The sequence below is a fragment of the Castellaniella sp. genome, assembly GCF_004321985.1.
In the GTDB taxonomy this organism is placed as follows: domain Bacteria; phylum Pseudomonadota; class Gammaproteobacteria; order Burkholderiales; family Burkholderiaceae_B; genus Castellaniella.
Genome location: NZ_SCQN01000041.1, coordinates 38,639 through 62,641 on the forward strand (window position 1 = coordinate 38,639; position 24,003 = coordinate 62,641).

Here is a 24,003-nt window from a genome sequence, read left to right on the forward strand (position 1 = left end):
GCCGCCAGCCCACAGACCGGATCAATCCCGACCCCGGGGGACTCGACGTGCCACACAACTGCCGCTACAGTCTCACATTCGGATTCGCAGGCCCCACATCACCGCCAACCGACGCCTCCCACCTTCCGTCATGAAACGGACCCAATTCCAAACCACCGCAGAACGCACCGCTTCCCGCACCGCACCGCGACACCTGAACGGCCTCCTGGTCAATGGCCTGATCCTGGCCATTTTCGGGCTGGTGATCATGGCCCTGTGGCTCGCCCTGCATCACCGCATCGCCTCCGAGCGCAGCCAGGCCATCACCGCCGCCATGCGGGCCAACGCCAACATCGCCATTGCCTACGAACAGGACATCTCCCGCACCCTGAAGGCTGCCGAACAGGTGATGTCGTTCGCGCGCACCCAGTACCTGCAGCAGGGACCGACACTGGACCTGCGGCGCTGGGCCCAGAGGCGGGTCATCCGAGACCAGGCGTTCACAATCATCAGCATCGTGGACGAACTTGGCAACATCGTCGACAGCAGCCAGAACACGGGACCGGTCAATTACGCCGATCGGGACTTCTTCCAGGCCCAGCGCAACGATATGCGGGATGCGCTCTACATCAACCGGCCCGTCCTCGGGCGGGTGTCGGGCCAGTGGCGCATCCCGATGTCGCTGCGCATCACGCGGCCCGACGGCAGCTTCGGCGGGGTGGTGGTGCTATCGGTGGACCCCGATACGCTGACCGACTTTTACCGCGAGATCGATCTGGGGCATGACGGGATGCTCGAGCTGGCGGCGCTCAACGGCATGGTGCTCGGGCGCCAGATCAGCGGCCAGAACGTATTTGGCATCGATGCCGGCGGCCAGCCCTGGTTCCAGCGCCAGAAACTGAACCCCGAGGACGACTTCGTGGATGACGGCGCATCGACCGATGGCATCCCCCGCATCATCAGCTACCGCTCGGTCCGGGGCTACCCCGTGATGGTCTCGGTCGGCATGGCCCTGCACGAAATCCTCGCCCCCGTCAACCAGCAGGGAAAAGGCTACCGGAACATGACCGTGTATGCCAGCATCGCACTGCTGGCCTTCGCAGCCTTCATCATGCTGCTGCTGGCGCGCCAGCGGGCCGTATCCCGGGCGCTCGCCGCCAGCGAGGCCCGGCTGACTCATGCCGTCCTGCACGATCCGCTGACTGGCCTGTCCAACCGCGTGCTGTTTCAGGAACGCTGCGACCGGGCGCTGCAGGTCGCCCAGCGACACGACCAGCGCGTCGCCGTCCTGTACCTCGATCTGGACGGCTTCAAGGCGATCAACGACCAGTTCGGCCATGCCACCGGCGACACGCTGCTGCAACAGGTCGCACGGCGCCTGGAAACTCGTGTACGGGCGGGATCCGACGACACGGTCTCTCGCTTCGGCGGAGACGAGTTCTGCATCCTCCTCACGGCGATGAAAACGCCCAAGGAATGCGAAGCCATCGCGCAAAACGTACTACGGGCCCTGAGTACTCCATTCGAACTGGACGGTATCCCCGTCGAAATCTCGGTCAGCATCGGCGTAGCCCTGTCTCCAGAACACGGCCGGGATACCGCCACCCTGATCAAACAGGCTGATGCAGCCATGTACACAGCCAAGCGCACCGGGAGAAACCGGTTCGTGTGGGGCGGCGCCCAGGCGTAAGTCCGGCCTGGGCGCAACAAGATCCGCCTCGCCCCAATCTCGCGTACACTGCCCCACCATGGAAACCTGGGTGCAGACTTCAATTCATGCCTCGCTGGCGGCGCTCGCGCTACCCACGGTAGGATTGCCTGCAGTCTTCCTGATCAGCCTGGTCTCGGCTACCCTGCTTCCGCTGGGTTCGGAGCCCGCCGTCTTCGCCTATGTGCAGTTGGCGCCGCATATGTTCTGGCCGGCCATTGTGGTGGCCACCATCGGCAACACGGCAGGTGGCGCCATCACCTACGCCATGGGTGCCGGGGCTGAATCTGCCTACCAGGCCTGGTCGGACAGGCACCATGCCACAGGCATGCCCCAAGCTGGCACATCGCCAGACACGACGGGATCCTCTGGCGAGCGGAGGGCCTCCGCAGCCGGCGGACGCTGGCACGACCTGACAGCAAGCTGGTTCCGGCGCTTCGGCCCCCCCGCCTTGCTGTTGTCCTGGCTGCCCGTTGTTGGCGACCCGTTATGCGCCGTGGCAGGCTGGCTGAAGCTGCCCTTCTGGCGCTGCACCCTGTACATGGCGATCGGAAAATGCCTGCGTTACATCGCGATGACGACGGTCCTGATACACGCCTGGCCTCAGGTCAGCCAATGGTTGTGAGTTCCGCGGCAAGACGCCAGGAACCCATCGATGCACGGGCCACGCCAAGGCATCCCGTCAATCCGTGGCAACCACGGGGTTGATGTCGGCAGTCCGCGCCAGCACTGCAGCCGCCTGGGCGGCCGCGTCGCGCGAAGCATATGGCCCCATGCGCACCTTGTACAGAGACGACTGATAGGTCACCGCCGTTTGCCCTCCATTGATCTGGGCATTGATGCGTTGGGAAAACGCCTGGGCGTTGAGGGCCGACGCAAACGCGCCGAACTGCAGATAGACACCGCCGTTTGCCGACTCGCTCTGGCCCATGATGGCCGCCGCTTGTGCAGCGCTGGCCGTTGAAACCGAAGGCGGCGATGCAGCAGCCGGCATGGTGGGCACAGGCAGCGGGGCAGGCGCTGTGGGTGGCGCCAACGCGGGAGCGGGAGCAGGAGCAGGCAGAGGCGTAGGCGCGGATGGGGCACGGCTGGCCACCATCACCGGCGGGGGATTCCGATAGTTCCCGGCCAGAATGTCGGCATTGGTGATGGCCTGCACGATGACCTCGCCACTCCCCCGCCCCACCAGGCCGAGCTTGGCAGCCGCTACATAGGACAGGTCGATGATCCGCCCTGGGTGGAAGGGGCCTCGGTCATTGATCCGCACGATGATGGATCTCCCGGTCGATACCCGAGTCACACGGGCATAGCTGGGCACCGGCAGCAGAGGATGCGCGGCCGTCATGGCATACATGTCGTAGGTCTCGCCATTGGCCGTCTTTTCGCCATGAAACTTGCGACCATACCAAGAGGCCACGCCTTCCCGTCGGTAAGACTGATTTTCAGCCAGCGGCACATACCGCACGCCAAATACTTCGTAGGGCCGAAAGTTCGCGGGTACCGGATGCTCGATTCTGGGGACAGCATCCGGGATGGCCGCGATGTTCGCCGGAATGTGATCACCCATGCCATCGCTGCCGTAACGTCCCCGTGAGGCGCAGCCTGCCAGAACCGCCAGCGCCAGGCAGACCAGCCCCAGAGTCAGGCGGTGCAAGGGTCGGCTCATGGCTGTATCGGTTGTTGCAACAGGGGGTTCCGGTGGCGGATGAGTAGCGGCGAGTGGTCTGCGAAGCGCCGCGCAAGCTGTTCCGCCACATAAACCGAGCGATGCTGCCCGCCCGTGCACCCAATGGCCACTGTCAGGTAGTTGCGCGTGTCCTGCTGGTACAGCGGCAGCCATTTGCGGATGAAGCCGGCAATATCGTCCACCATCGCCCCGACGCTGCCGAACTGCGCCAGCCATTCGGCCACAGGGGCATCCCGGCCAGTCAGCGGCCGCAGCTGCGGATCGTAGTAAGGGTTGGGGAGGCAACGCACATCGAACACCAAGTCGGCGTCAAACGGTACTCCGCGCTTGTACGCGAACGACTCGAACGTCAGCACCACCGCGACCTTATCCACCTGTACCAGGTCACGCACCCAGCTTCGAAGCTGGCCCGGCGTCAGGTCGGACGTATCGATCACGTGCTCCTGGTTACGCAGCGGAGAAAGCAGCTCGCGTTCACGGACAATGCAGCTCTGCAGCGAACTGTCCTGTCCCTCGCGCTGCAGCCGGTCACTCAGGGGATGCCGGCGCCGGGATTCGGAGTAACGCTGAATCAGCGTCTGATCATCGGCATCCAGAAAGACCACGTGCAGCGCCATACCCCGGGCGCGCAGGCTGGTGAGAATCCCCGGCAGATCATCCAGATCGCCCGGCGTGCGTACATCGATCGCCACCGCCACGCGATCCAGCCCCGATTCCTGAGTGCTTGCAATGAATTCGTGCAGGAACCGCACGGGCAAGTTGTCCACGCAGGTGTAACCGGTGTCCTCCAGCATGCGCAAGGCCACCGATTTGCCGGACCCGGAAATGCCGGTGATGAGGACGATGTTCAGCATGAAACGAGACTGTGGCGCAAAGGATTCGGGCGATTCATGGCTTGACCTCGCGGCTGCTCTCCATGATGGCCAGCGCCTGACGTTCGATGAATTCGCCCATGGTATCGATCCCACGCAGGCTGAGGATGGTGTTGCGCACAGCCGCTTCCACCAACACGGCAAGATTGCGGCCCGCCGCCACCTGCAGCATGACACGGCGCACGGGAATGCCCAGGATATCCTCGAAGTGGTCCTGTGTCGGCAGCCGCTCGAAAGTCTCGGGCGTCATGCGCACCAGATGCACGATGAGCTTGATCTTCATCTTGCGCCGTACCGAGGTCTCGCCAAAAATGGTGCGGATGTCCAGCAGCCCCAACCCCCGGACTTCAAGCAAGTTCTGCAACAGCGGCGGGCACTGCCCCTCGACGAAGTTGGGAGCCGTGCGGGAAAGTTCCACGGCATCATCGGCCACCAGCCCGTGGCCGCGGGAAATCAGTTCCAGCGCCAGTTCACTCTTCCCGAGGCCCGACTCCCCGGTGATCAGCACACCCAGACCGAGCACGTCCATGAAGACGCCATGGACCAGAGTCTTGGGCGCCATGCGCTTGCCCAGATAGACGCGCAGAAGGTCAATCAGCAGCGAAGCATCGACCGGCGTGCCCAACAGCGGGATCCCATGGACCTCGCAATACGACTTCAGGTCGTCCGGCGGCAGCGTCTGGGCGGCCAGAATGATGGCCGGTACGCTGCCAGCCACCAGATCGTCCAGATGGTGCAGCCGCCGCTTGGCATCCAGCCGCTGGTAAAAGGACATCTCCTCGACGCCAAAGACCTGGATGCGCCCCGGGTGGATCAGGTTCAGGTGGCCAACCAGGTCAGCCGCAGTGCCACCTGCTTCCGGCAGGGTCCGCACGCCGGCCGCATCCTGTCCTGCAATCCAGGAAAATGCGATCTTCTCGGCGTTGTCACGAATCAGCTCTTGGATGCTCAGCATGTTCGGTCGGGGGCGCGCTTGCGCCCGTGAGGATCAAATGGTGGACCTCCAGGGGATCCGTGGACTGCATCAGCGCCTGGCGCAGCGTTGCGTCCGACATCAGGCGGGCGATTCCCGCCAGCAGATCCAGATGCATCTGGGTCGCGGTTTCTGGAATCAGCAGAAAGAATAGCAGGCGCGCCGTGCGCCCGTCATTAGCGTCGAAACGGATGGGCCGATCCAGTCGGATGAAGGCGGCATGCGGCTCGCGCAGATCCTTCAGCCGCCCGTGCGGTACGGCGACCTCGTGCCCAAGCGCGGTCGAACCCAGCCGTTCACGCGCCAGCAGGCTGTGAAAGACCGACATGCGGGCGACGCCCTGGTTGTTCTCGAAGAGAAGACCAGCGTGTTCAAAGGCCCGCTTCTTGCTGGTAGCCGCCAGATCCAGTACGACATTGGTGGGCGGCAGGATGCGCGGCGTAAGAGTCATGGGGGCATTATAGGTGGCAAACCCCGCCGTCAGCGAAGCGGGACGTCCATCAAAGCAAAGGCCCCGGTGCGATTCCGGGGCCCGATGATCCGCCCGACTAGCCCTGGTGTGCTGACCGACCCATTCGAATCGTCAGATTCGTGAATGGCCAGGCCGGCCGGGAGGTGCATGGCGGCAAAACCTGAACCTTACTCTGAAGCCATCTCCGCCTGCCGCTTCGGCGGTTCGTGAGCATAAGTCTGAGCCTTGGATTTGTACTTGATGATCTGCCTGTCGACCTTGTCGACCAGCAGATCAATGGCCGCGTACAGATTGTCGTCCGAGGCTTCGCAGTGCAGGTCCTTGCCACGGAGACGCACCGTCATTTCTGCCGTGTGCTTCAGAGGCTGGACAGACAACATGACCTGTGAATCGATGACCTGATCGAAATGTCGCAGGACACGCGCTGTCTTGGTGTAGACGTACTCGCGAATGGCCGGGGTGATTTCCAGATGACGACCGGTGATAGTCAGACTCATAGTGCAGACTCCTTGCGGAAATACAGATGGGGTTCCAGTGGAACCATGTGAAAGAAGAGGAGGCCTCCCGACGAGAAGTGATGACGATCCCAGTGTACAGATCACAGGGGGCACATCAAGTGCCCCCTGTCAGTGTAAGATGGAAGGATTGCGGCAATGGGACGCCGGCAGATGGGTGGCCCCGGCAGCCACCACGGACTACATCCGGAAGTTCTTGCCCAGATACACTTGGCGCACCGCCTCGTTGTCCACGATCTCGCTGGGATGACCGCTGGTCAGTACCCTGCCTTCGCTGATGATGTACGCGCGGTCACAGATCCCCAGTGTTTCACGCACGTTGTGATCGGTGATGAGCACACCGATATTGCGCCCCTTGAGAAACTGCACGATGCGCTGGATCTCGATCACGGCGATCGGATCCACGCCGGCAAAAGGCTCGTCCAGCAGGATGAACCGAGGATGCGTGGCCAGCGCCCGCGCGATCTCGACCCGGCGACGCTCGCCGCCCGACAGCGAAACCGCCATGTTGTGCCGGATGTGTTCGATCTGCAGCTCGTCGATCAGCGCCTCCAGGCGCTCTTCCAGCGCTACCGACGATAGGCCGTGGCCGTCTGGATCGCGCTGCAGCTCCAGCACGGCCCGGATGTTCTGTTCCACGGTCAGCCGCCGGAACACCGAAGCATCTTGAGGAAGGTAGGACAGCCCCAGACGCGCGCGCCGGTGCATGGGGATCCCGGTCACATCGTGGCCATCGATCAGGATCCGCCCGGTATCGGCCGGAATCAGCCCCACAATCATATAGAAACTGGTGGTCTTGCCGGCGCCATTGGGGCCCAGCAGCCCCACGACTTCACCACCGTCCACCGACAGCGAGACATCCTGGACCACCGCTCGCCGACCAAAGCTCTTGCCCAGGCCGATGGCTTGCAGACTGCCGGTTGCGGCCTTCACGCGCGAGGAACCGGACACGACCGAATCCGAAGCGGAATCAGGCACGGAAGACATGGAGGCATCCATCGGACTCACTTGTGCTTCGCGCGGCACTTGGCGATTGCCTGGTCAATGCGCGATTGGGGCTGCGCAAGCGACCTGACGCGCCCGCCTGCCGCCGCCGAGTCCTTGCCGCCAAAGGCCTCGTAGGTGCCCGCCTTTTGGTGATACACGATACGCGCCCCGCGCACGTTGTCGAACGCTTGGCCGCAGATCATCCGGGTGACCGTCGCCTGGCCGATCAGCGTGACGTCCCCCGTCTTGCCGTCATAGTCCGCCCGGTTCCCCGTGCCAATCAGTGTCTCGAATTTCTCTGGGTTCTCCTGGCGGATATTGACCAGCCCTCCCTTGCCGGCAGTGGCCGTTCCCGACTGGTTCCCCTGTGCGTCTTCGTGGGTGACCAGCTGGTCCGCCCGCAAGGTCATCGCCCCACGCGTCAGGACCACGTTGCCCGTGAACGTACTGGTCTTGCTGACGTCGTCATAGTGCAGCGTGTCGGACAGCACCACGGTATCGGGCTCGGGCGCCTTCGCTGCAGCCTTGGCCGGCTCGGCCGCCCATGCAGGCAAGACCAACGCCCCCAGGATCAATGAGGCAGACAGGGCAAGAGGCAGGATTTTCATGGTTGCTTGGTCTTCTGTGAGGCAGCGTTGCGGGCGGCCTGATCTTCGCCGGAAATCTTCACGTCGCTGGCGGCTGTCACGGTCAGCTGCCGGGTGCGGTTATCGTAGCGCATACCCCGTCCCCGCAAGGTGGAGTGGCCATTCACCACCAGTGCTGGGCGGTCGGTATGCACCAGATCCAGATTGGGTTCGATGATGAGTTGCTCGCTGCGCACGTCCAGGAGCTGGTGATCGGCATCCGGCAGGCGCCGCAGGTGTGCGTTGCCATTGAGGACGATACGGTCGCCGTGGTGATCCAGCGTGCCACGATCAGCTGTCCCTACTGTCGTGGGGCTTCCCGGCTGGTGATCCACAGCCTGGGGGGTGGTGATTTCGTAACTATCGGTATCAGGGAAATGCTCCATCGCGGCGCCTTCCAGCCGGTTGATGGCATACCCCTCGGGGCCGGTCCGGACCATCACGAAATGATCGGACCAGGAGTCGCGCTCATGCGTCATCTTCCGGGGTGGATCGACCTGGATGGAACGCAGCGTGTAATCGGATGCCCACCACGTCCCCAGCACCAGCAGTACCAACAGCAGCACGGCCACCAGGCTGGGCAGGCGGTCTCTCATTGGATCGCCCCCCCGAGGGTCGACAGGGAAGAGGTGAAACAGACCCCCAGGCGCCCCTGCGCCGCCAGGATCAAGTCGCAGCATTCGCGCACTGCCCCGCTCCCGCCGGGCCGCGTCGCCACCCAATGCGCTGCCTGGCTGACGTACAGGGGGGCGTTGGGGACGCTGGCCGCAAAGCCCACGCGCTGCAGCGCAGGAAGATCGATGATGTCGTCACCCATGTAACCCAGAGCCTGCAGGGTCAGGCCGGCGTCGCGGGCAAGGTCCTCCAGCGCCGTGATCTTGTCGTGAATGCCTTGAAGGACCGGGGAAATCCCCAGTTCCGCCGCCCGACGGGCGGTAATGGCACTGTTGCGCCCACTCACCCAGGCCACCCGGATACCCTGCTCGCGCAGCAGCCTCAGGCCATGGCCGTCAAGCGCGTTGAAAGGCTTGACCGCCTCGCCGTGCTCGGCATACCAGAGACTGCCATCGGTCAGGACGCCATCCACATCGAACACCATCATGCGCACGGCGCGTGCGCGCTCGCACACGGCAGGCGAGACACGAGCGAGGATCTGAGCTTCGGCAGGGTGAGAGAAACCGGGCAAGTCGTTCATCAGATTACCTTCGCAGCGAGAAGGTCGTGCATGTGCAGGGCACCCAATAATAGCCCGTCGCCATCCAGAACCAGCATCTGACTCAGCTTGTTCGCATCCATGACCGTCGCAGCCTCGATCGCGGGCGCGCCGGGGGCGATCGCCTTCGGATGATGGCTCATGCCGACGGACACCGGCAGCGCGCGAATGTCGCCGTGCTGCGCAATCATCCGGCGTAAATCCCCGTCGGTAAAAATTCCGACGGGTCGCGCGCCATCGAGCACGATGGCCATGCCCATGCCTTTCGATGACATCTCGGTCAGCGCATCCGGGATCAGCGTCTCAGGCCTCACCTTGGGCAAGGCAGCGCCCGTGCGCATCACATCGGCCACCGATGTCAGCAAGCGCCGGCCCAGCGCGCCTCCCGGGTGCGACCGCGCGAAATCATCACGGTTGAATCCACGCGCCTCCAGGCAAGCCACGGCAATGGCATCCCCAAGCACCAGAGCCGCCGTCGTGCTCGCCGTCGGGGCGAGATTCAACGGACAAGCCTCCTGATCCACGGCTGCATCCAGCGACAGATTGGCGCTTCGCGCCAGCTCGGAATCCGGGTGCCCCGTCATGGCAATGATCTGGGTGCCCATCCGCTTGGCCACCGAAATGATGGTGATGAGCTCCTGGGCCGACCCGGAATACGAGATCGCCAGCAGGATGTCCTCGCCCGTGAGCATGCCCAGGTCCCCGTGGATGGCTTCCGCCGCATGCATGAAGAAGGCCGGTGTCCCCGTTGAAGCCAGCGTCGCGGCGATCTTGCGAGCGATGTGCCCAGACTTGCCGATCCCCGTGACCACCACACGGCCCGGACACCCCAGGATCAAGGCGACGGCCTGCTCGAAGCGCGCGTCAATGCGCCCCTGCAGGGCCTGAAGCGCCTGGATCTCGATGGCGAACGTGTGCGCGGCACTCGCGCGGATGGCCTCTGGCTGGAGACGTGGATGATCATGCATCTGCCAATTTTAAGCGGAACCGCCGCAATCGTGACCAGACGGCGCGCAGCACACCCGCCCGACCGAGGCCCGGGCACCTTGCCGGGCCGATCCGCGCGGCCGATCTCACCCGACAGAACACCAGTCAGGTTGTTAAACTGGGACCGCCTTCGCTTACCAACAGGATGCAGTCATGCAAACCGACCCGGCCCGATACATTCGCGACACGATACGCACAGTGCCCGATTGGCCCAAGGCCGGGGTCATGTTCCGCGACATCACGCCCGTCCTGCAGGATCCACAGGCGTTCCGCGTCCTGATCGACCTGTTCGTCTACCGATACATGCGCCAGCGGCTGGATCTGGTGGCAGGCATCGATGCTCGCGGCTTCATCATCGGCGCCGTGCTGGCGTATGAGTTGAAGCTGGGGTTCGTCCCCGTGCGCAAGCAAGGCAAGCTGCCCTACAAAACGGTCTCGGAAACCTACTCGCTCGAATACGGCAACGCCACCGTCGAAATGCACATGGATTCAGTGCGCCCCGGCCAGCGGGTGTTGCTGATCGACGACCTGATCGCCACCGGCGGCACCATGCTGGCTGCCTCGCGGCTGCTGCAGCGCCTTGGCGCCAACGTCGCCGAAGCGGCCGCCATGATCGACCTCCCGGATCTGAAGGGCTCCCAGACCGTGCGCGAATCAGGGCTGCCCGTCTATACGGTGTGCTCCTTCCACGAGACGGATACGGTCTGAACACTGCCCGCTCCGGGCCGCCCTGCCCCTCTGCAAGCTTCTGCGCCGCAGCAAAATCAGGCACGAGCCTCTGGATCGGCGGCATCCTCGCGACGGTGATGCGCCAGGGCCCAGGCATATAAGCGGTCCCTGGGCAGGCCCGTGGCCTGCACGCCAATGCGCACGGCATCCCGCACGCTCAACTCGGCCAGTAAGGCGGCCATCAGCCGTTCGTGTTCAGACGACAGCATATCGTCCACCGGGCCCTGCGGCGCCGCCGCGTGCATCACCAGAACGAACTCCCCCTGTCCCCGATGGGTATCGGCGCCCAGCCATTCCCGCATCGCGCCAACCGGCAGGGTACTGATCTCCTCGAACCGCTTGGTGAGTTCACGGGCCAGGGTCAGCACACGATCTCCTCCCGCCACCTGCGCCAGATCATCCAGCGTCGCACCCAACCGGTGAGGGGCCTCGAAAAACACCACTGGCACCGGCCATGCCAGCCACTGCTCCAGCCACTTGCGTCGGGCGGCCGGCTTGTTGGGCGGGAACCCGGCAAAGGCGAATCCTGGGGCATCGTCCGATGTTGCGCCGCTGGCCATCAGGGCAGCAATCACGGCGCTGGGGCCAGGCAACGGCATGACCCGGTAGCCGGCCGCCTGGACGCAACGCACGATACGCGCGCCTGGATCACTGACCGCCGGCGCCCCCGCATCGGACACCAGCGCCACGCGCTGACCCTCGGCCAGCCGCTGCACGATGGTGTCGGCTGCCTGCTGTTCATTATGCCGGTGCGCGGCCAGCAAGGGCGTGCGGATGCCCCAGGCATCGAACAGCGCCCGGGTCGTGCGGGTGTCCTCGGCCGCCACCGCATCACACCCGCGCAGCGCCTGCCACGCCCGCAAACTCATGTCGGCGAGATTGCCGATGGGTGTGGCCACGACGTAGAGGCAGGCGGACGGCCAGTTCTGCTCCACCACCTGCTCGGCGTGACGTTTCCACGTCAGCCCGGCATTTTCCCAGTCGAGTCCGTCATTCATACTTGAACCATTCCTTCGCAAGCCACAGCCATGAACAACGACCCCTACGACACCGCTCGCGAGGCCCAGAAGCAGGCCGCAAAGCGCCTGCAACGCCGGCGCCGCCGCAGTGCACGGGAAGCCAGGGCAGATCATGCTGCCCCCGTCAGTCTGGCTGCCGGATCGGTCACCCAGATCCAGGGACACGCCGCGGAACAACAGGCCAGCCGCTTCCTGGAAGCACAGGGCCTGCGTATCCTGGCGGCCAACCTGCACTGCCGGGCAGGCGAGATCGATCTGGTTGCCTGGGACGCCAGCACGCTGGTCTTCGTGGAAGTCCGCCAGCGGACCAGCCGCGCGTACGGCGGGGCTGCCGCCAGTGTAAACCGGCGCAAACAGCTGCGCCTGATCCGGGCAGCACGGTACTTTCTGCCATGGATCGCACACCGGTCGGGCTGTGGTCAGCCGCCAGCCTGCCGCTTTGACGTGATCGCCGTGGATGGAGTGCGCCTGACATGGATCCGGGATGCGTTCAGCCGGAACCCGGAATGAACTCTGTTACGTTCACTCCGACAGACCTCCCGCGCTCATGCGATAATCGGCCATGGACATGACTTCCCGCATGACATCGCATTTCGACGATGCTGTCGATGCCTTTCGAGCCAGTGCGCGCGAACTCGCTCCGGCACTTACCGCCGGTGTGGAACTGCTGTTCGGGGCCCTGACCAACAACGCCCGCATCCTCGCCTGCGGCAACGGCGGCTCGGCGGCGGACGCACAACACTTCGTGGCCGAACTCATCGGCCGCTTCGAACGCGACCGGCTGCCGCTGGCCGGCATCTGCCTCAACACCGATACATCCATCATGACTGCCGTGGGCAACGACTACGGCTTCGGCGCCGTCTTCGAGCGCCAGGTCAGCGCCCTGGGCCAACCAGGAGACGTGCTGGTCGCCATCACCACCAGCGGCAATTCGGCCAACGTGCTGCGCGCCATCGAGGCCGCGCACGAGCGCGAAATGCAAGTCATCGCGCTGACGGGCAAGGGCGGCGGGCAAGTCAACACACTGCTTTACGAAACCGACATCCATCTGTGCGTCCCCCATGACCGCACCATGCGCATCCAGGAAGTCCACACCATGCTGCTGCATGCGCTGTGCGACGGCATTGATGCGCTGCTCCTCGGAGATCCCCTCTGATGCCCATGTCCCGCCCCCTCGCCCGTACCCTGTCCCGCTGCCTGCTGGCAGTCTGCGCCGCATCCTCTCTGGCCGGCTGCGGCCTGGCCATCGTCGGCGGTGCAGCCGCCGGTTCGGCGGTCATCGCCACCGACCGTCGCACGGCGGGCGAACAGGTGGACGACCAGACTATCGAACTGCGCGTCTCCAGCGAAATGAACCGCGCATTCGGCGACAAGGCCCGGGTGGTGGGCACCGCCTACAGTGGACGATTGCTGCTGGTGGGCGACGTCCCCAACGACGCCGACCGGCAAAAAGCCGAATCTGTCGCCCGCACCATCCCGAAAGTCCGTGAAGTCGACAATCACATCCGCGTGGGCGACCTCACGCCCCTGAGCGTGCGCACCAACGACACCTGGATCACCACCAAGGTCAAGACCGAACTCGCCTCGACGAAGGACGTCCCCTTCCGCACGATCAAGGTCACCACCGAACGCGGCGTAGTCTATCTGATGGGCAAAGTCACCTCTGATGAAGCGCAGCGCGCGGGCATCGTGGCCTCGGGTGTCGCCGGCGTCAACAAAGTCGTAAAATTGTTCCAGATCGTGGCGCGTGAAACCATCCTGGCTGAGCCCGGAAAGCCCGCGCCCGTCACGGATTCCAGTTCAACGGGTACCTCTGCGCCCGCACCGTCGCCAGTTCCGGCGGCCAGCAGCGGAGGCGCCCAGACCATGCCTGTGCATTGATGAAAAAGCTCCTTATCGGCCTGGCGGCCGCCGTTGCCCTGAGTGCCGCCGCTTTCTGGCAATTCCAGGGTGCCGCCCAGGCGGCGCCCGAAGTCACGTTCACCGACCTCCAGGGGCACAAGGTCACGACCGCCGACCTGCGCGGAAAGGTTGTCTTGGTGAAATTCTGGGCGACGAGCTGCACGACCTGCGTGGCCCAGATGCCGGAGACCATCCGCCATTACGACGAACTCAAGGCCAAGGGCTTCGACACGATCGCCGTCGCCATGCAGTATGACCCGCCGAACTACGTCAAGAACTTCACCGACACCCGCAAACTGCCGTTCCCGGTGGTGATCGACGCCCAGGGCAAGCTCGCCCGCGCGTTCGGCGACGTGCAGCTCACGCCCACCGCCTTCCTGATCGACAAGCACGGCAACATCATCAAGCGCTATCTAGGCAACTACGACGAAAAATCGTTCATGACCACCGTCGAGAAGGCACTGGCCTCATGAGTGCAACGCCGGACCAGTCTTCGACACAGTCCGCCGCTCTAAAGGCCGAAGTTCTCTCCGAGGCGCTGCCTTACATCCGCCGGTTCCACGGCAAGACCGTCGTCATCAAGTACGGCGGCAACGCCATGACCGATGAGCAGCTGCAACGCAGTTTCGCCCATGACGTGGTGCTCCTCAAGCTCGTGGGCCTGAACCCCGTGGTGGTCCACGGCGGCGGCCCGCAGATCAACAGTGCGCTCAAGCGCATCGGCAAGGAAGGCACCTTCGTCCAGGGCATGCGCGTGACCGACGCAGAAACCATGGAAGTCGTCGAATGGGTGCTGGGCGGCCAAGTCCAGCAGGACATCGTCATGATGATCAACGAGGCGGGCGGCAAGGCCGTCGGCCTCACCGGCAAGGACGGCTGCCTCATCCAGGCGCGCAAGAAGCTCATGCCGGACCCTGAACACCCGGGCGAGACCCTGGACATCGGCTTCGTCGGCGACATCGAGCGCATCGAGCCGGGCGTGGTCAAGGCTCTGCAGGACGACCAGTTCATCCCCATCATCTCATCCATCGGCTACGGCGAAGACGGCCAGGCCTACAACATCAATGCAGACGTGGTGGCCGGCAAGATGGCCGAGGTTCTGGGTGCCGAGAAGCTCGTCATGTTGACCAATACGCCAGGCGTGCTGGACAAGTCCGGCAAGCTGCTGCGCAACCTGTCGGCGCAAACGATAGACACGCTGTTCCAGGACGGTACGCTGTCAGGCGGCATGCTGCCCAAGATCGCCTCTGCGCTGGATGCGGCTCGTTCTGGCGTCAATTCCGTGCACGTCATCGACGGCCGGGTACCGCACTGCCTGCTGCTGGAGATCCTGACGGACCGCGGCGTGGGCACCATGATCAGCGCGCACTGATGTCGCCGCTGCGGGCGCCCAGCACCCTGCAGCGGCAACGCCCGCTGGCACCGGATGCGCCCGTTTGGCTGTTCGATCTGGACAATACGCTGCACGACGCCTCCCACCAGATCTTCCGCATCATCGATCAGCGGATGGGGCAAGCGGTTGCCCAAGCACTGGGCCTGCCCGCCGATGAAGCCGACGCCCTGCGCCGCCGCTACTGGAAACGCTACGGCGCAACGGCCATCGGGCTGGTGCGCCACCACGGCATCAACCTGCAGCGGTTCCTGGCCTCGTGCCACGACTTCGACGTCGGACCCCTGGTGCATGCCGAAAGAGGTCAGCTCAGCCGCCTGCGGCGCCTGCCAGGCACTCGCATCGTGCTCACGAATGCTCCCGCCCACTACGCCAGGCGCGTACTGGACGCGCTGGGCATCCTGCAGGAATTCGACGGGCTATGGGCCATCGACCACATGATGCCCATGGGGCTGCCCAGACCGAAACCGTCACTGGCCCTCATGCACCAGATCGTGGCGCGTCTGGGCGTACCGGCACGTCGCATCATCCTGGTCGAAGACACGCTGCGCAATCTGAAGGCCGCGCGCCAGGCCGGCATGCGCACGGTTTACCTGTACCATCCTGGCACACCCTTCGCCCATGAGCAGTACGGCCGGGACCAGTATGTGGATATGCGTATCAACCGCCTGAGTACCCTGCTCCTGCAGGCGGGCGCCGGGCACATGCCGGGCAATCCGGATCGCGCCTGAAACGCACGGTATGCCACTGCATCTGCAGGGCATCCACCGACAGCAGGCGCCCGACCAGCGGCGTGCCAACTCCGGCGATCAGCTTGATGGCCTCAGTGGCCTGAACGCTACCCACCATCCCGAGCAGCGGCCCCAGGACCCCCGTGGTCGCACAGCGCGCCTCGGAAACCGGATCCGACTCGGGAAACAGGCAGTGGTAGCAGGGCGATGCCGGATCCCGCAGATCATAGACGCTCACCTGGCCGGCGAACCGGATGGCAGCGCCTGACACCAGCGGTCTGGCCGTTGCGATGCAGGCGCGGTTGATCGCGTGGCGGGTCGCGAAATTATCGCTGCAGTCCAGCACCAGATCGACCTGCCCGGCCAATTCCACCAGACGCGCATCATCCAGGCGCTCGACCCGCGCATCCACGCGGACGTCGGGATTCAGAGCAGCCAGGGCATCGCGGCCCGATTCAGCCTTGGGACGGCCCAGGCCGCTCATGGTGTGGAGGATCTGCCGCTGCAGGTTGCTGAGCTCGACCACATCATCATCGGCCAAAACGATACGCCCCACGCCCGCTGCCGCCAGATACAGCGCCACCGGTGACCCCAGACCCCCGGCGCCGACGATCAGCACGCGGGCCGCGAGCAAGCGTTCCTGCCCCTCGATGCCCAGCTCATCCAACAGGATATGCCGGGCATAACGCATCAGCCGCGCGTCATCCAGGGGCAACGCCACCATGGATCACTGCACCCGAATGATGCCGTTTGGCGTGACCCGATAATGCTCGGCCTGGTCAGTCTCCTGGTCTAGCGTTTTTTTTTCAGCCGAAGGTGCCTGCGGCGTCTTCGCTTTTGCCGCTTCGGACTCAGCGGCCTTGGCCTTTTCCTGGCGGACCAGCGCCGCGTCGGACTTCAGGACGGGACGGCCCAGCAAGGCATTGACGCCCTGCTGCAACTGCCAGTCGTCTGCGCCGCCAAACTGGAACATCTTGATTTCGCCCTTGATGAAGTCGTCCTCCTGGCCGGTCGATTTCTGGGCGGCCGCCTGATTCTCGAGGTGATGCTGCAGATCGACCTCGCGCTCCATGTGGAACAGATTGCCGGCGGCGCTGTCGTCCACCACCCGGTCCGGCACAACCCCGGTATTCTGGATGGAGCGGCCGCTGGGGGTGTAGTAACGGGCGGTGGTGAGCTTGATCCCGGTATCCTTGGTCAGCTGCAGCACGGACTGAACGGAGCCCTTGCCAAACGTCCGGTTGCCGATGATCTGGGCACGCTTGTAGTCCTGCAAGGCGCCCGCCACGATTTCGGAGGCCGAGGCCGACCCCACGTTCACCAGCACCACCATGGGCACGGTACGCGTCCAGTTCGGCAGCTCAGTGCCGATTTCCTGGTCATGCGAACGATCCAGCGGCCGCGCATAGAACTCTTCGTTGGACGACGGGATGCGGCCCTTGGTCGAGACCACGAGCTTGCCCGGATCGATGAAGGCGGACACCACGCCAATGGCGCCGTCCAGCAGCCCGCCCGGGTCGTTGCGCAAATCCAGGACCAGGCCCTTCGGGGTCGATTTCTTCCCGAACGAGGCCAGCATGCTGACCAGATCGGCCGTGGTACGGTCCTGGAACTGGCTGATGCGGACGTAGGCGATGCCATCGGACAGCATCTTGCCGCGCACGCTCTTGGTCTTGATCATCTCGCGCACGATGCGGAACTTCAGCGGCTTGGTGCTGCCGGCACGCTCGATCGTCAGGGTGATCGCGGTGCCCGGCTGGCCACGCATCTTCTTGACGGCGTCGTTCAGGGTCATGCCCTTGGTGGGCTCGCCGTTGATCTGGGTGATGATGTCACCCGTCAGGATCCCGGCACGGGCAGCAGGAGTGTCCTCGATGGGCGCGATGACCTTGGGCATGCCGTCCTGGGTGCCGATTTCGATCCCCAGGCCGCCAAAACCGCCCCGCGTGATGTCCTGCATCTGCTTGTAGGCTTCGTCGTCCAGATACATGGAGTGGGGATCCAGATCGGCGAACAAGCCCTTGATCGCATCATCGATCAGGACCTTGTCTGGCATGGGCTGGACATAGCTGGACTTGATGGCGCCGTAGACGTTGGCAAACTGCTGCAGGGCCTTCAGCGGCAGGGGTTCGCCCTTCTGGGCAGCCGCCGAAATCCCCAGGCTGACCAGGATGCCCCCCAGAAAGCCCACCAATATCCAGACCAATGAACGATTGTTTCGGGTGCCCATGCACGTTCCTAAGCGTTACACCAATGATAGCCCGTCGCGGGCATGCAATCCGCACGCCCATGCGACGAACGGTACATAGTAACCAAATTGAGGCGATCCCTTAAGGCCAGGCGCCCGGATTGGTATCAATTTCACCGCTTTCAGGGCCGCAGCCATATTTCAGGATTGATGGGCGCCCCCTGGTGGCGCAGCTCGAAGTACAGGCCCGGCTCCACCTGCCCCCCCGTGGCGCCCACGCGCGCCACCACGTCGCCCTGGGCCACCACATCGCCGACCTGCTTGAGCAGCGCCTGGTTGTAGGCATAGATACTGAGGTATTGCTGACCATGATCGATGATGAGGATATTGCCAAATCCGCTCAGCCAATGGGCGTATACCACGCGGCCGGCCGCCACCGCGCGCACCGGCGTCCCGGCAGGCGCCCGCAGCACAATGCCGCGCCAGACGCCACCTTCGGGCCGCTGGGTCCCGAATCGCCCCTGGATGTCTCCGGCCACCGGACGCGGCAGGCCCTTCTTCAGCCCCGGGAAGCCACCTGGCGGCACCGCGCGCGGCGGAGTGCTGCCGGCTTCGGGGACTTTGCCTTCGGGAGTCGTACCTGATTCGGACTTCGAGGGGTGCTCCGGAGCCTGGGTGGGCGCCGCTTGGGCGGGCGGGTTTTCGGCCTGTCCTTTGGCCCGCGCGCGCTCCGCCTGCTCACGAATCCGGCGGGCTTCCTCGGCCGCCTGAGCACGCTGCTGCCGCGCACGCCTGGCCTGCTCGGCACGCTCGCGAGCCTTGCGCTCAGCCTCGGCCTTCAACGCGGCCTTGCGGCGCGCCTCGGCCTGGGCAATCTCGGCGTCGAGCCCCTGGATCAGAGTCCCCAGCCGGGCATCGCGTTCATGCAAGGACTTCGCCTGCTGGGTTTCCCCCTGCAGTTTGGATTGCACCTCGGCCAGAGCCTTTCGATGTGCGTCCTGCTGGGCCTGCAGGTCCTTCTTCTCGGCCTGGCGATCTGCCACCAGCCCCGCCAGTTCCTTCTGCTGCGCATTGGTCTGCCGATGCAGGGAGTCGAGCTTGTCCAGCGTCTGCTTCAAGTCGCCAAGCGCCTGCGTGCGGGCGCGTGCCACGTACGACAGGTAAGCCAGTTCCCGGCCGATCGCCTGAGGGTCGCGGCCGGACAATAAAGCCGCCCACGGCGACAGCCCGCTGGCGTATTGCGCCCGCAATTGGTCGGCCAGCGCCTTTTGCTGGTGCTGCAGCTCCACTGTCTGCTGCGTCTCTGCCGCCTTGAGCTGCTTCAGGCTGGCCTGCAGCGCATCATTGCGCTGCTGCAAATCGTTCAGCCGGCGCGTGATGTCGGAAATCGACTGCTCGGATGCCTGCAGTGCAGCAGTCGCATCCGCCTTGTCCGACTCGGTCGCCTCGATGCGCTTCTGCAGCGCGTCGATCTGGCCACGCAACGCGGTCCGGTCCTGCTGCGCATGCTCCTGGCGGGACTGCAGGGACGGTTCTGCCTGGGCCATCACCCCAATCAGGCACAGCGCAAGGCCCAGGCCGGTACACCGCATGATCAGGTCCGTGCCGCCTTGCCCTGATTGGCGACAGCTTGCATCGCCGCCTGGATCTGCTCAGGATCCCCCAGATAATAGTGGCGCAGCGGCCGCAACCCGTCGTCCAGCTCGTACACCAGCGGCTGGCCGGTCGGGATGTTCAGCCCCACGATTTCGTCATCCGAGATGCCGTCCATGTGCTTGATGAGGGCTCTGAGGCTATTGCCGTGCGCCGAGACCAGCACCCGCCGGCCAGACCGGATGGCTGGCGCGATCGAATCATTCCAGAACGGTACCACCCGGGACACCGTATCCCGAAGGCATTCCGTGGCCGGGAGCTGGTCGGCAGGCACCCGATGGTAGCGCACGTCGAACCGGGGATGACGGGGGTCGTCCGGCGACAGCGGGTCCGGCGCAATGGCATAGGCTCGGCGCCACTGCAGGACCTGGGCCTCGCCATACTTTGCGGCCGTCTCGGCCTTGTTCAGCCCCTGGAGGGCACCGTAATGCCGCTCGTTCAGCCGCCAGCTCAGGCCGACCGGGGTGTACATCGCATCCATGGCATCCAGCGCGATCCACAAGGTCCGGATCGCGCGCTTGAGTACCGACGAAAAGGCGAGGTCGAACGCGTAGCCATGGTTGTGCAGCAGTTCTCCCGCCTGACGCGCCTGGGCCCGTCCCGTTTCGGTCAGATCCACGTCCGTCCAGCCCGTGAAACGATTTTCGAGGTTCCACTGGCTTTCGCCATGGCGCATGAGTACCAGTTTGTGCATGATGAGCGGGCCCGCAAAGTCCAAAATTGCCGTCCATTTTATAATCCCTGCGCCAACAAATTTTTCCGAACGTCCCTCTACAGGAACCAACGTGGATTTCTTACTCAGCCCGAACAACATCTGGATCTTGCTGATCGCCCTGGTTTCGGGCGCCATGCTTGCCTGGCCCAGCCTGACCCGGGGTCGCTCGGGGTCGCTCGTCACGCTGGCCGAAGCCATCCAGCTCGTCAACCGCGAAAACGGGCTGTTCGTGGACGTACGTCCAGCCGAACAGTTCAAGACGGGTAGTATCCCGCAGGCGCGCAACATCCCGCACGACACGCTGGAAGCACACATCGGCAGCCTTCCCAAGGAAAAGCCCATCGTGCTGTTCGATGCACGGGGCCGTGACAGCACCAAGGTGGCCGCCGCGCTGCGCAAGCAGGGCTTCGACCGCGTATCCTGTCTCGAGGGCGGCCTGGCGGCCTGGACCGAAGGCGGCATGCCCGTGAAGAAAACCTGACAGAGATCCCATGGCCGAAGTCACCATGTACTGCACCTCCGTGTGCCCCTATTGCACCCGTGCCGAAATGCTGCTGAAGCAGCGCGGCGTGGCGAACATTTACAAGATTTTCGTGGACCGCGACCCCGCCCAGCGTACCGCCATGATGGCACGCACGGGGCGGCGCACGGTACCACAGGTTTACATCGATGAACGCCACATCGGCGGTTACGATGATCTCTCGGCGCTGGATCGTGCGGGCGGCCTGTCGCCGCTGCTGCAAGCCTGAGCCCATCCTCACCCTCCCCCTGGAACTCCCATGTCTGAAGAAAACGAAACCCAGAACGAGAACGGCCAGGCCGCCAGCTTTGGCCTGCAACGCACCTACGTCAAGGATCTCTCGGTCGAGTTGCCCAACGCACCGGCCATCTTCCTGGAGCAAAAAGGCCCCACAGTCGAGGTCTCCATCCAGGTCGGCGGCCAGCAACTGGCCGAAAGCGTCTACGAATCGGTGGTCACGGCCACGGTGACCACCCGCATCGACGACAAGGTCCTGTACCTGATTGAACTCAGCCAGGCCGGCATCTTCGAAGCCAGCAACATCCCCGCCGAACAGATGGACCCGCTGCTGGGGATCGTCTGCCCGACCATGCTGTATCCGTACCTGCGCGCCAACGTCGCCGACGCCATCACGCGCACGTCCCTGCCACCGCTGCACCTGAACGAAATGAACTTCCAGGCCCTGTACGAACAGCGCCAGGCGCAACAATCCGGCCAGGAACCGGCTGGAAACGACTCGGGCCTGATCCTGCCGCCCGGCGCACGCAACTAGGCCGGCCGTGTCGCCAGTACGGCTGGCCGTCCTCGGCGCCGGGACCTGGGGCACCGCCCTGGCGGCCCTCGCCTGCCGGCGCGCTGAAACCCTGATATGGGCGCGCGATGCCGCCGTCGCCATGGATATCCGTCAGAACCACCGCAACCCAGGGTATCTGCCGGATATCCTGCTGCCGGACACACTCACCGCCACCAGCGACCTGTCAGCCGCCCTGGACCATGTGATGTTGGGCCCCCGCCAAGCGGGCCGGCTGCTGGTGCTGGGGGTCCCTATGGCTGGTCTGTCCGACCTCTGCCAGAAGCTGTCGGACCTGCTGCCCGACGAGGCGCCTGACCTGCACATCCTGTGGACCTGCAAGGGGATCAGCGCCGACACCCTGCAATGGCCCCACGAGATCGCAACACATTTCCTGCCCCGGCAACCCTGGCTCCATATCGGGGCACTGTCGGGCCCCTCATTCGCCCACGAAGTCGCGCTGGGGCTACCGGTCGCACTGACGGTGGCCAGCGCCAGCACCGAGACAGGCCGCGTGGCACAGTCGGCCTACCACGGCACACAGGCCAGAATCTACACGACGCGCGACATCCTGGGCGTAGAAGTCGGCGGCGCGCTGAAGAACGTGATGGCCATCGCATGCGGCATCAGCGACGGGCTGTCGCTGGGGAATAACGCCCGGGCGGCGCTGATCACACGGGGCCTGGCCGAGATCCAGCGTCTGGGGGTGGCGCTGGGCGGTCAGGCCGACACGTTCACGGGGCTGACGGGATTGGGAGACCTGGTGCTGACGGCAACGGGAGATCTGTCGCGCAACCGCCAGGTGGGTCTGGCGATCGCCAGAGGCGAATCACTGGCAACCATTCTCGCCAGAGGGATGACTGCCGAAGGCGTGCATTGCGCGCGGGCCGCCCTCGCACTGGGCATCCGGCATGGTCTGGACCTGCCCATCACCGCCGCCGTCTGCGCGGTGCTCTTCGAGGGCATGGCCCCCAGACAGGCCGTCGCATCACTGCTGGCACGGGAACCCCGCGCTGAATGACCGTCTGACGGAGCCCCGTCAGACACCACCCGCATATTCCGCCTGCCGCCAAGCCTCGAACACCGTTACGGCCACGGCATTGGACAGATTCAGGCTGCGCTGCAGAGGCTGCATGGGCAGGCGGATGCGCTGGCCGATCGGGAACAGTTCAAGTTGCGCCTGAGACAGCCCGGCCGTCTCCCGGCCGAATACGAACACGTCACCCGGCTTGAACGAATGGCCGCCGATCAGTGATGAACCCCGCGTGGTCAGCGCAAACCGCCGCGCCGGATCACCGCCGATGGCGCCCAGCGCCTGTTCCAGGCCGTCATGCACTTGCATGTGGGCCCATTCGTGATAATCCAGCCCCGCGCGGCGCATTTTGGCGTCGTCCAGCGGAAAGCCCAGCGGGCGCACCAGATGCAGGAAAGTGCCGGTATTGGCCGACAGGCGAATGACGTTGCCCGTGTTGGGCGGAATCTCGGGCTCGACCAGGACGATATGGAACATGGATTTTTTCAGGCACCCCCCGGCAGGTCCGGGCGACCCATTGTAGAACCCGCCGCAGGACTGGCCCGGGCGGTCCTTGCCAGCACCCAGCCGCTCACTCGCGCCGCGCCCGCCGCCTTCAAGACCGAGGCGACCGCCTGCAGAGTGGAGCCCGTGGTCAATACATCATCGACCACAACGACATGCCGACCGCTCAAGTCCATCGTCAAACCCCGAATGCGCTCGCAGGCGTAGGCCCCCTGGGGCGCCTGCAGACGCTCGGCACGCTTCAGCGTACTTTGCTTGGGGCCCTCGTGGGTTCGGTACAACAGATCCAGCCGGTACGGCAGACGCAGGCGCTGCGACAGGATACGCGCGATTTCTGCCGGAGGGCTGAAGCCGCGCTGGCGCAGCGAATCGCGCCGCGCGGGCACCGGCACCACCCAGTCGACCGACGGCCCACTCAAGACGTCATCCCGCACGACGCCGGCCAGCCGGTCCGCCAGCACCCCAGCCAACGCCAAACGCCCAGTGAGCTTGAAGTCCTTCACCAGGCGTTCGCCCAGCCCATGATAATCAAAGGCCGCCACCACCCGGTCAAATGCCGGTGCCCGGCCCAGGCAATCCGGGCACCGGCCCGCCTCCAGCGGATGCGCACACACCGTGCAGCGGGCACCGCCGATCCTGGTCCGCAGCAGATCCACCAGGCATTCCGGACACAGCCCCTGTCCGGGGACCCGCCGGTCACAACCGGGACATTCCGCCGGAATCCAGTTCCGCCATTCGCGCCACGCCCGCAGATCCAGCATAATGTCATCTCACCCGCCGTTCAGACGCCCATCTCAACACAGATCGCAC

General features: G+C 64.7%; 30 protein-coding genes. 13 read left to right on the forward strand and 17 right to left on the reverse strand.

Features of this window, described 5'->3' with window-relative positions:
• The first annotated feature begins 130 nt into the window (after nt 1-130).
• Nucleotides 131-1,669, forward strand: a complete 1,539-nt coding sequence (locus tag EPN31_RS08645; RefSeq protein WP_291771996.1) for a diguanylate cyclase — start codon at nt 131-133, stop codon at nt 1,667-1,669.
• Nucleotides 1,670-1,727: 58 nt separating this feature from the next.
• Nucleotides 1,728-2,312 (forward strand): YqaA family protein, encoded by a 585-nt coding sequence (locus EPN31_RS08650; RefSeq protein WP_291771999.1) that lies wholly within the window; start codon nt 1,728-1,730, stop codon nt 2,310-2,312.
• Nucleotides 2,313-2,369: 57 nt separating this feature from the next.
• Here EPN31_RS08650 and EPN31_RS08655 read toward each other — a convergent pair whose 3' ends face one another.
• The 10 genes from EPN31_RS08655 to EPN31_RS08700 form a co-directional block, all read right to left on the reverse strand.
• On the reverse strand, nt 2,370-3,353 hold the full coding sequence (locus tag EPN31_RS08655; protein ID WP_291772002.1) for a septal ring lytic transglycosylase RlpA family protein: 984 nt from the start codon (nt 3,351-3,353) through the stop codon (nt 2,370-2,372).
• Entirely contained in the window at nt 3,350-4,228 is an 879-nt protein-coding gene (gene rapZ / locus EPN31_RS08660; protein WP_291772005.1) for an RNase adapter RapZ, read from the reverse strand. Before rapZ ends, EPN31_RS08655 begins: the two co-directional genes overlap by 4 nt.
• Nucleotides 4,229-4,262: 34 nt before the next feature.
• Nucleotides 4,263-5,201, reverse strand: a complete 939-nt coding sequence (gene hprK / locus EPN31_RS08665) for an HPr(Ser) kinase/phosphatase (protein WP_291772008.1) — start codon at nt 5,199-5,201, stop codon at nt 4,263-4,265.
• The gene (locus EPN31_RS08670) at nt 5,173-5,670 is read right to left on the reverse strand and encodes a PTS sugar transporter subunit IIA (RefSeq protein ID WP_291772011.1); all 498 of its coding nucleotides are present in this window, start codon (nt 5,668-5,670) and stop codon (nt 5,173-5,175) included. Before EPN31_RS08670 ends, hprK begins: the two co-directional genes overlap by 29 nt.
• A gap of 188 nt (nt 5,671-5,858) precedes the next feature.
• Nucleotides 5,859-6,188, reverse strand: a complete 330-nt coding sequence (gene raiA / locus EPN31_RS08675) for a ribosome-associated translation inhibitor RaiA (protein ID WP_291772014.1) — start codon at nt 6,186-6,188, stop codon at nt 5,859-5,861.
• Nucleotides 6,189-6,386: 198 nt separating this feature from the next.
• A complete protein-coding gene (gene lptB / locus EPN31_RS08680) occupies nt 6,387-7,205 on the reverse strand; it encodes an LPS export ABC transporter ATP-binding protein (RefSeq protein WP_291772018.1) in 819 nt (272 codons plus the stop codon).
• A 5-nt stretch (nt 7,206-7,210) separates the two neighbouring features.
• The gene (gene lptA, locus EPN31_RS08685) at nt 7,211-7,801 is read right to left on the reverse strand and encodes a lipopolysaccharide transport periplasmic protein LptA (RefSeq protein ID WP_291772021.1); all 591 of its coding nucleotides are present in this window, start codon (nt 7,799-7,801) and stop codon (nt 7,211-7,213) included.
• Nucleotides 7,798-8,415 carry an LPS export ABC transporter periplasmic protein LptC gene (lptC, locus tag EPN31_RS08690; RefSeq protein ID WP_291772024.1) on the reverse strand — a complete coding sequence of 206 codons (618 nt, stop codon included), beginning with the start codon at nt 8,413-8,415 and terminating at the stop codon, nt 7,798-7,800. Before lptC ends, lptA begins: the two co-directional genes overlap by 4 nt.
• A complete protein-coding gene (locus tag EPN31_RS08695) occupies nt 8,412-9,014 on the reverse strand; it encodes an HAD family hydrolase (protein WP_291772027.1) in 603 nt (200 codons plus the stop codon). Before EPN31_RS08695 ends, lptC begins: the two co-directional genes overlap by 4 nt.
• Nucleotides 9,014-10,000 (reverse strand): SIS domain-containing protein, encoded by a 987-nt coding sequence (locus EPN31_RS08700; RefSeq protein WP_291772029.1) that lies wholly within the window; start codon nt 9,998-10,000, stop codon nt 9,014-9,016. Before EPN31_RS08700 ends, EPN31_RS08695 begins: the two co-directional genes overlap by 1 nt.
• Before the next feature lie 172 nt (nt 10,001-10,172).
• Between EPN31_RS08700 and EPN31_RS08705 the strand changes: the two genes are divergently transcribed.
• Nucleotides 10,173-10,727, forward strand: coding sequence for an adenine phosphoribosyltransferase (locus tag EPN31_RS08705; protein ID WP_291772031.1), 555 nt, complete (start codon nt 10,173-10,175; stop codon nt 10,725-10,727).
• 56 nt (nt 10,728-10,783) lie between these two features.
• Here EPN31_RS08705 and rsmI read toward each other — a convergent pair whose 3' ends face one another.
• Complete coding sequence (gene rsmI / locus EPN31_RS08710; protein WP_291772034.1) at nt 10,784-11,746, reverse strand: 16S rRNA (cytidine(1402)-2'-O)-methyltransferase; 963 nt, start codon at nt 11,744-11,746, stop codon at nt 10,784-10,786.
• A gap of 30 nt (nt 11,747-11,776) precedes the next feature.
• Between rsmI and EPN31_RS08715 the strand changes: the two genes are divergently transcribed.
• Genes EPN31_RS08715 through EPN31_RS08740 form a run of 6 tightly spaced genes read left to right on the forward strand, consistent with a single transcriptional unit; the run spans nt 11,777 to nt 15,790 of the window.
• Nucleotides 11,777-12,277, forward strand: a complete 501-nt coding sequence (locus EPN31_RS08715) for a YraN family protein (RefSeq protein WP_291772036.1) — start codon at nt 11,777-11,779, stop codon at nt 12,275-12,277.
• 52 nt (nt 12,278-12,329) lie between these two features.
• The gene (locus tag EPN31_RS08720; RefSeq protein WP_291772038.1) at nt 12,330-12,923 is read left to right on the forward strand and encodes a phosphoheptose isomerase; all 594 of its coding nucleotides are present in this window, start codon (nt 12,330-12,332) and stop codon (nt 12,921-12,923) included.
• Between the two features lie 5 nt (nt 12,924-12,928).
• Entirely contained in the window at nt 12,929-13,648 is a 720-nt protein-coding gene (locus tag EPN31_RS08725; RefSeq protein ID WP_291772040.1) for a BON domain-containing protein, read from the forward strand.
• Entirely contained in the window at nt 13,648-14,142 is a 495-nt protein-coding gene (locus tag EPN31_RS08730; protein ID WP_291772043.1) for a peroxiredoxin, read from the forward strand. The genes EPN31_RS08725 and EPN31_RS08730 overlap by 1 nt, the downstream gene beginning before the upstream one ends.
• Nucleotides 14,139-15,041, forward strand: coding sequence for an acetylglutamate kinase (gene argB / locus EPN31_RS08735; protein WP_291772046.1), 903 nt, complete (start codon nt 14,139-14,141; stop codon nt 15,039-15,041). The genes EPN31_RS08730 and argB overlap by 4 nt, the downstream gene beginning before the upstream one ends.
• The gene (locus EPN31_RS08740) at nt 15,041-15,790 is read left to right on the forward strand and encodes a pyrimidine 5'-nucleotidase (protein ID WP_291772048.1); all 750 of its coding nucleotides are present in this window, start codon (nt 15,041-15,043) and stop codon (nt 15,788-15,790) included. Before argB ends, EPN31_RS08740 begins: the two co-directional genes overlap by 1 nt.
• On the opposite strand, the gene EPN31_RS08745 is transcribed toward EPN31_RS08740, so the two are convergent.
• From EPN31_RS08745 to gpmA, 4 genes are all read right to left on the reverse strand, one after another.
• A complete protein-coding gene (locus EPN31_RS08745; protein WP_291772242.1) occupies nt 15,720-16,499 on the reverse strand; it encodes a HesA/MoeB/ThiF family protein in 780 nt (259 codons plus the stop codon). The two genes, EPN31_RS08740 and EPN31_RS08745, sit on opposite strands and share 71 nt — an antisense overlap.
• 18 nt (nt 16,500-16,517) lie before the next feature.
• Nucleotides 16,518-18,020, reverse strand: a complete 1,503-nt coding sequence (locus tag EPN31_RS08750; protein WP_291772051.1) for a S41 family peptidase — start codon at nt 18,018-18,020, stop codon at nt 16,518-16,520.
• Nucleotides 18,021-18,160: 140 nt separating this feature from the next.
• On the reverse strand, nt 18,161-19,570 hold the full coding sequence (locus EPN31_RS08755; protein ID WP_291772054.1) for a peptidoglycan DD-metalloendopeptidase family protein: 1,410 nt from the start codon (nt 19,568-19,570) through the stop codon (nt 18,161-18,163).
• Between the two features lie 2 nt (nt 19,571-19,572).
• Nucleotides 19,573-20,325 carry a 2,3-diphosphoglycerate-dependent phosphoglycerate mutase gene (gene gpmA, locus EPN31_RS08760; protein ID WP_291772057.1) on the reverse strand — a complete coding sequence of 251 codons (753 nt, stop codon included), beginning with the start codon at nt 20,323-20,325 and terminating at the stop codon, nt 19,573-19,575.
• A 91-nt stretch (nt 20,326-20,416) separates the two neighbouring features.
• Here gpmA and EPN31_RS08765 point away from each other — a divergent pair, with 91 nt between their 5' ends.
• From EPN31_RS08765 to EPN31_RS08780, 4 genes are read left to right on the forward strand one after another with little or no spacing between them, the layout of a single operon-like run.
• On the forward strand, nt 20,417-20,827 hold the full coding sequence (locus tag EPN31_RS08765; RefSeq protein WP_291772060.1) for a rhodanese-like domain-containing protein: 411 nt from the start codon (nt 20,417-20,419) through the stop codon (nt 20,825-20,827).
• 10 nt (nt 20,828-20,837) lie between these two features.
• Nucleotides 20,838-21,095: a glutaredoxin 3 gene (grxC, locus tag EPN31_RS08770; protein ID WP_291772062.1), complete on the forward strand. Its 258-nt coding sequence runs from the start codon at nt 20,838-20,840 to the stop codon at nt 21,093-21,095.
• A gap of 30 nt (nt 21,096-21,125) precedes the next feature.
• Entirely contained in the window at nt 21,126-21,638 is a 513-nt protein-coding gene (secB, locus tag EPN31_RS08775) for a protein-export chaperone SecB (protein ID WP_291772065.1), read from the forward strand.
• A gap of 7 nt (nt 21,639-21,645) precedes the next feature.
• The gene (locus EPN31_RS08780; RefSeq protein WP_291772067.1) at nt 21,646-22,677 is read left to right on the forward strand and encodes an NAD(P)H-dependent glycerol-3-phosphate dehydrogenase; all 1,032 of its coding nucleotides are present in this window, start codon (nt 21,646-21,648) and stop codon (nt 22,675-22,677) included.
• Nucleotides 22,678-22,695: 18 nt separating this feature from the next.
• Here EPN31_RS08780 and EPN31_RS08785 read toward each other — a convergent pair whose 3' ends face one another.
• On the reverse strand, nt 22,696-23,166 hold the full coding sequence (locus EPN31_RS08785; RefSeq protein WP_291772068.1) for a tRNA (cytidine(34)-2'-O)-methyltransferase: 471 nt from the start codon (nt 23,164-23,166) through the stop codon (nt 22,696-22,698).
• 8 nt (nt 23,167-23,174) lie between these two features.
• The gene (locus EPN31_RS08790) at nt 23,175-23,954 is read right to left on the reverse strand and encodes a ComF family protein (protein ID WP_291772071.1); all 780 of its coding nucleotides are present in this window, start codon (nt 23,952-23,954) and stop codon (nt 23,175-23,177) included.
• Nucleotides 23,955-24,003 lie beyond the last annotated feature (49 nt).

Bases quoted from the DNA above. Each gene is read 5' to 3' on its own strand.
- EPN31_RS08645 (WP_291771996.1), top strand. From the start codon at position 131: ATGAAACGGACCCAATTCCAAACCACCGCAGAACGCACCGCTTCCCGC.
- EPN31_RS08650 (WP_291771999.1), top strand. From the start codon at position 1,728: ATGGAAACCTGGGTGCAGACTTCAATTCATGCCTCGCTGGCGGCGCTC.
- EPN31_RS08655 (WP_291772002.1), bottom strand. From the start codon at position 3,353: ATGAGCCGACCCTTGCACCGCCTGACTCTGGGGCTGGTCTGCCTGGCG.
- rapZ (WP_291772005.1), bottom strand. From the start codon at position 4,228: ATGCTGAACATCGTCCTCATCACCGGCATTTCCGGGTCCGGCAAATCG.
- hprK (WP_291772008.1), bottom strand. From the start codon at position 5,201: ATGCTGAGCATCCAAGAGCTGATTCGTGACAACGCCGAGAAGATCGCA.
- EPN31_RS08670 (WP_291772011.1), bottom strand. From the start codon at position 5,670: ATGACTCTTACGCCGCGCATCCTGCCGCCCACCAATGTCGTACTGGAT.
- raiA (WP_291772014.1), bottom strand. From the start codon at position 6,188: ATGAGTCTGACTATCACCGGTCGTCATCTGGAAATCACCCCGGCCATT.
- lptB (WP_291772018.1), bottom strand. From the start codon at position 7,205: ATGGATGCCTCCATGTCTTCCGTGCCTGATTCCGCTTCGGATTCGGTC.
- lptA (WP_291772021.1), bottom strand. From the start codon at position 7,801: ATGAAAATCCTGCCTCTTGCCCTGTCTGCCTCATTGATCCTGGGGGCG.
- lptC (WP_291772024.1), bottom strand. From the start codon at position 8,415: ATGAGAGACCGCCTGCCCAGCCTGGTGGCCGTGCTGCTGTTGGTACTG.
- EPN31_RS08695 (WP_291772027.1), bottom strand. From the start codon at position 9,014: ATGAACGACTTGCCCGGTTTCTCTCACCCTGCCGAAGCTCAGATCCTC.
- EPN31_RS08700 (WP_291772029.1), bottom strand. From the start codon at position 10,000: ATGCATGATCATCCACGTCTCCAGCCAGAGGCCATCCGCGCGAGTGCC.
- EPN31_RS08705 (WP_291772031.1), top strand. From the start codon at position 10,173: ATGCAAACCGACCCGGCCCGATACATTCGCGACACGATACGCACAGTG.
- rsmI (WP_291772034.1), bottom strand. From the start codon at position 11,746: ATGAATGACGGACTCGACTGGGAAAATGCCGGGCTGACGTGGAAACGT.
- EPN31_RS08715 (WP_291772036.1), top strand. From the start codon at position 11,777: ATGAACAACGACCCCTACGACACCGCTCGCGAGGCCCAGAAGCAGGCC.
- EPN31_RS08720 (WP_291772038.1), top strand. From the start codon at position 12,330: ATGGACATGACTTCCCGCATGACATCGCATTTCGACGATGCTGTCGAT.
- EPN31_RS08725 (WP_291772040.1), top strand. From the start codon at position 12,929: ATGTCCCGCCCCCTCGCCCGTACCCTGTCCCGCTGCCTGCTGGCAGTC.
- EPN31_RS08730 (WP_291772043.1), top strand. From the start codon at position 13,648: ATGAAAAAGCTCCTTATCGGCCTGGCGGCCGCCGTTGCCCTGAGTGCC.
- argB (WP_291772046.1), top strand. From the start codon at position 14,139: ATGAGTGCAACGCCGGACCAGTCTTCGACACAGTCCGCCGCTCTAAAG.
- EPN31_RS08740 (WP_291772048.1), top strand. From the start codon at position 15,041: ATGTCGCCGCTGCGGGCGCCCAGCACCCTGCAGCGGCAACGCCCGCTG.
- EPN31_RS08750 (WP_291772051.1), bottom strand. From the start codon at position 18,020: ATGGGCACCCGAAACAATCGTTCATTGGTCTGGATATTGGTGGGCTTT.
- EPN31_RS08755 (WP_291772054.1), bottom strand. From the start codon at position 19,570: ATGCGGTGTACCGGCCTGGGCCTTGCGCTGTGCCTGATTGGGGTGATG.
- gpmA (WP_291772057.1), bottom strand. From the start codon at position 20,325: ATGCACAAACTGGTACTCATGCGCCATGGCGAAAGCCAGTGGAACCTC.
- grxC (WP_291772062.1), top strand. From the start codon at position 20,838: ATGGCCGAAGTCACCATGTACTGCACCTCCGTGTGCCCCTATTGCACC.
- secB (WP_291772065.1), top strand. From the start codon at position 21,126: ATGTCTGAAGAAAACGAAACCCAGAACGAGAACGGCCAGGCCGCCAGC.
- EPN31_RS08785 (WP_291772068.1), bottom strand. From the start codon at position 23,166: ATGTTCCATATCGTCCTGGTCGAGCCCGAGATTCCGCCCAACACGGGC.
- EPN31_RS08790 (WP_291772071.1), bottom strand. From the start codon at position 23,954: ATGCTGGATCTGCGGGCGTGGCGCGAATGGCGGAACTGGATTCCGGCG.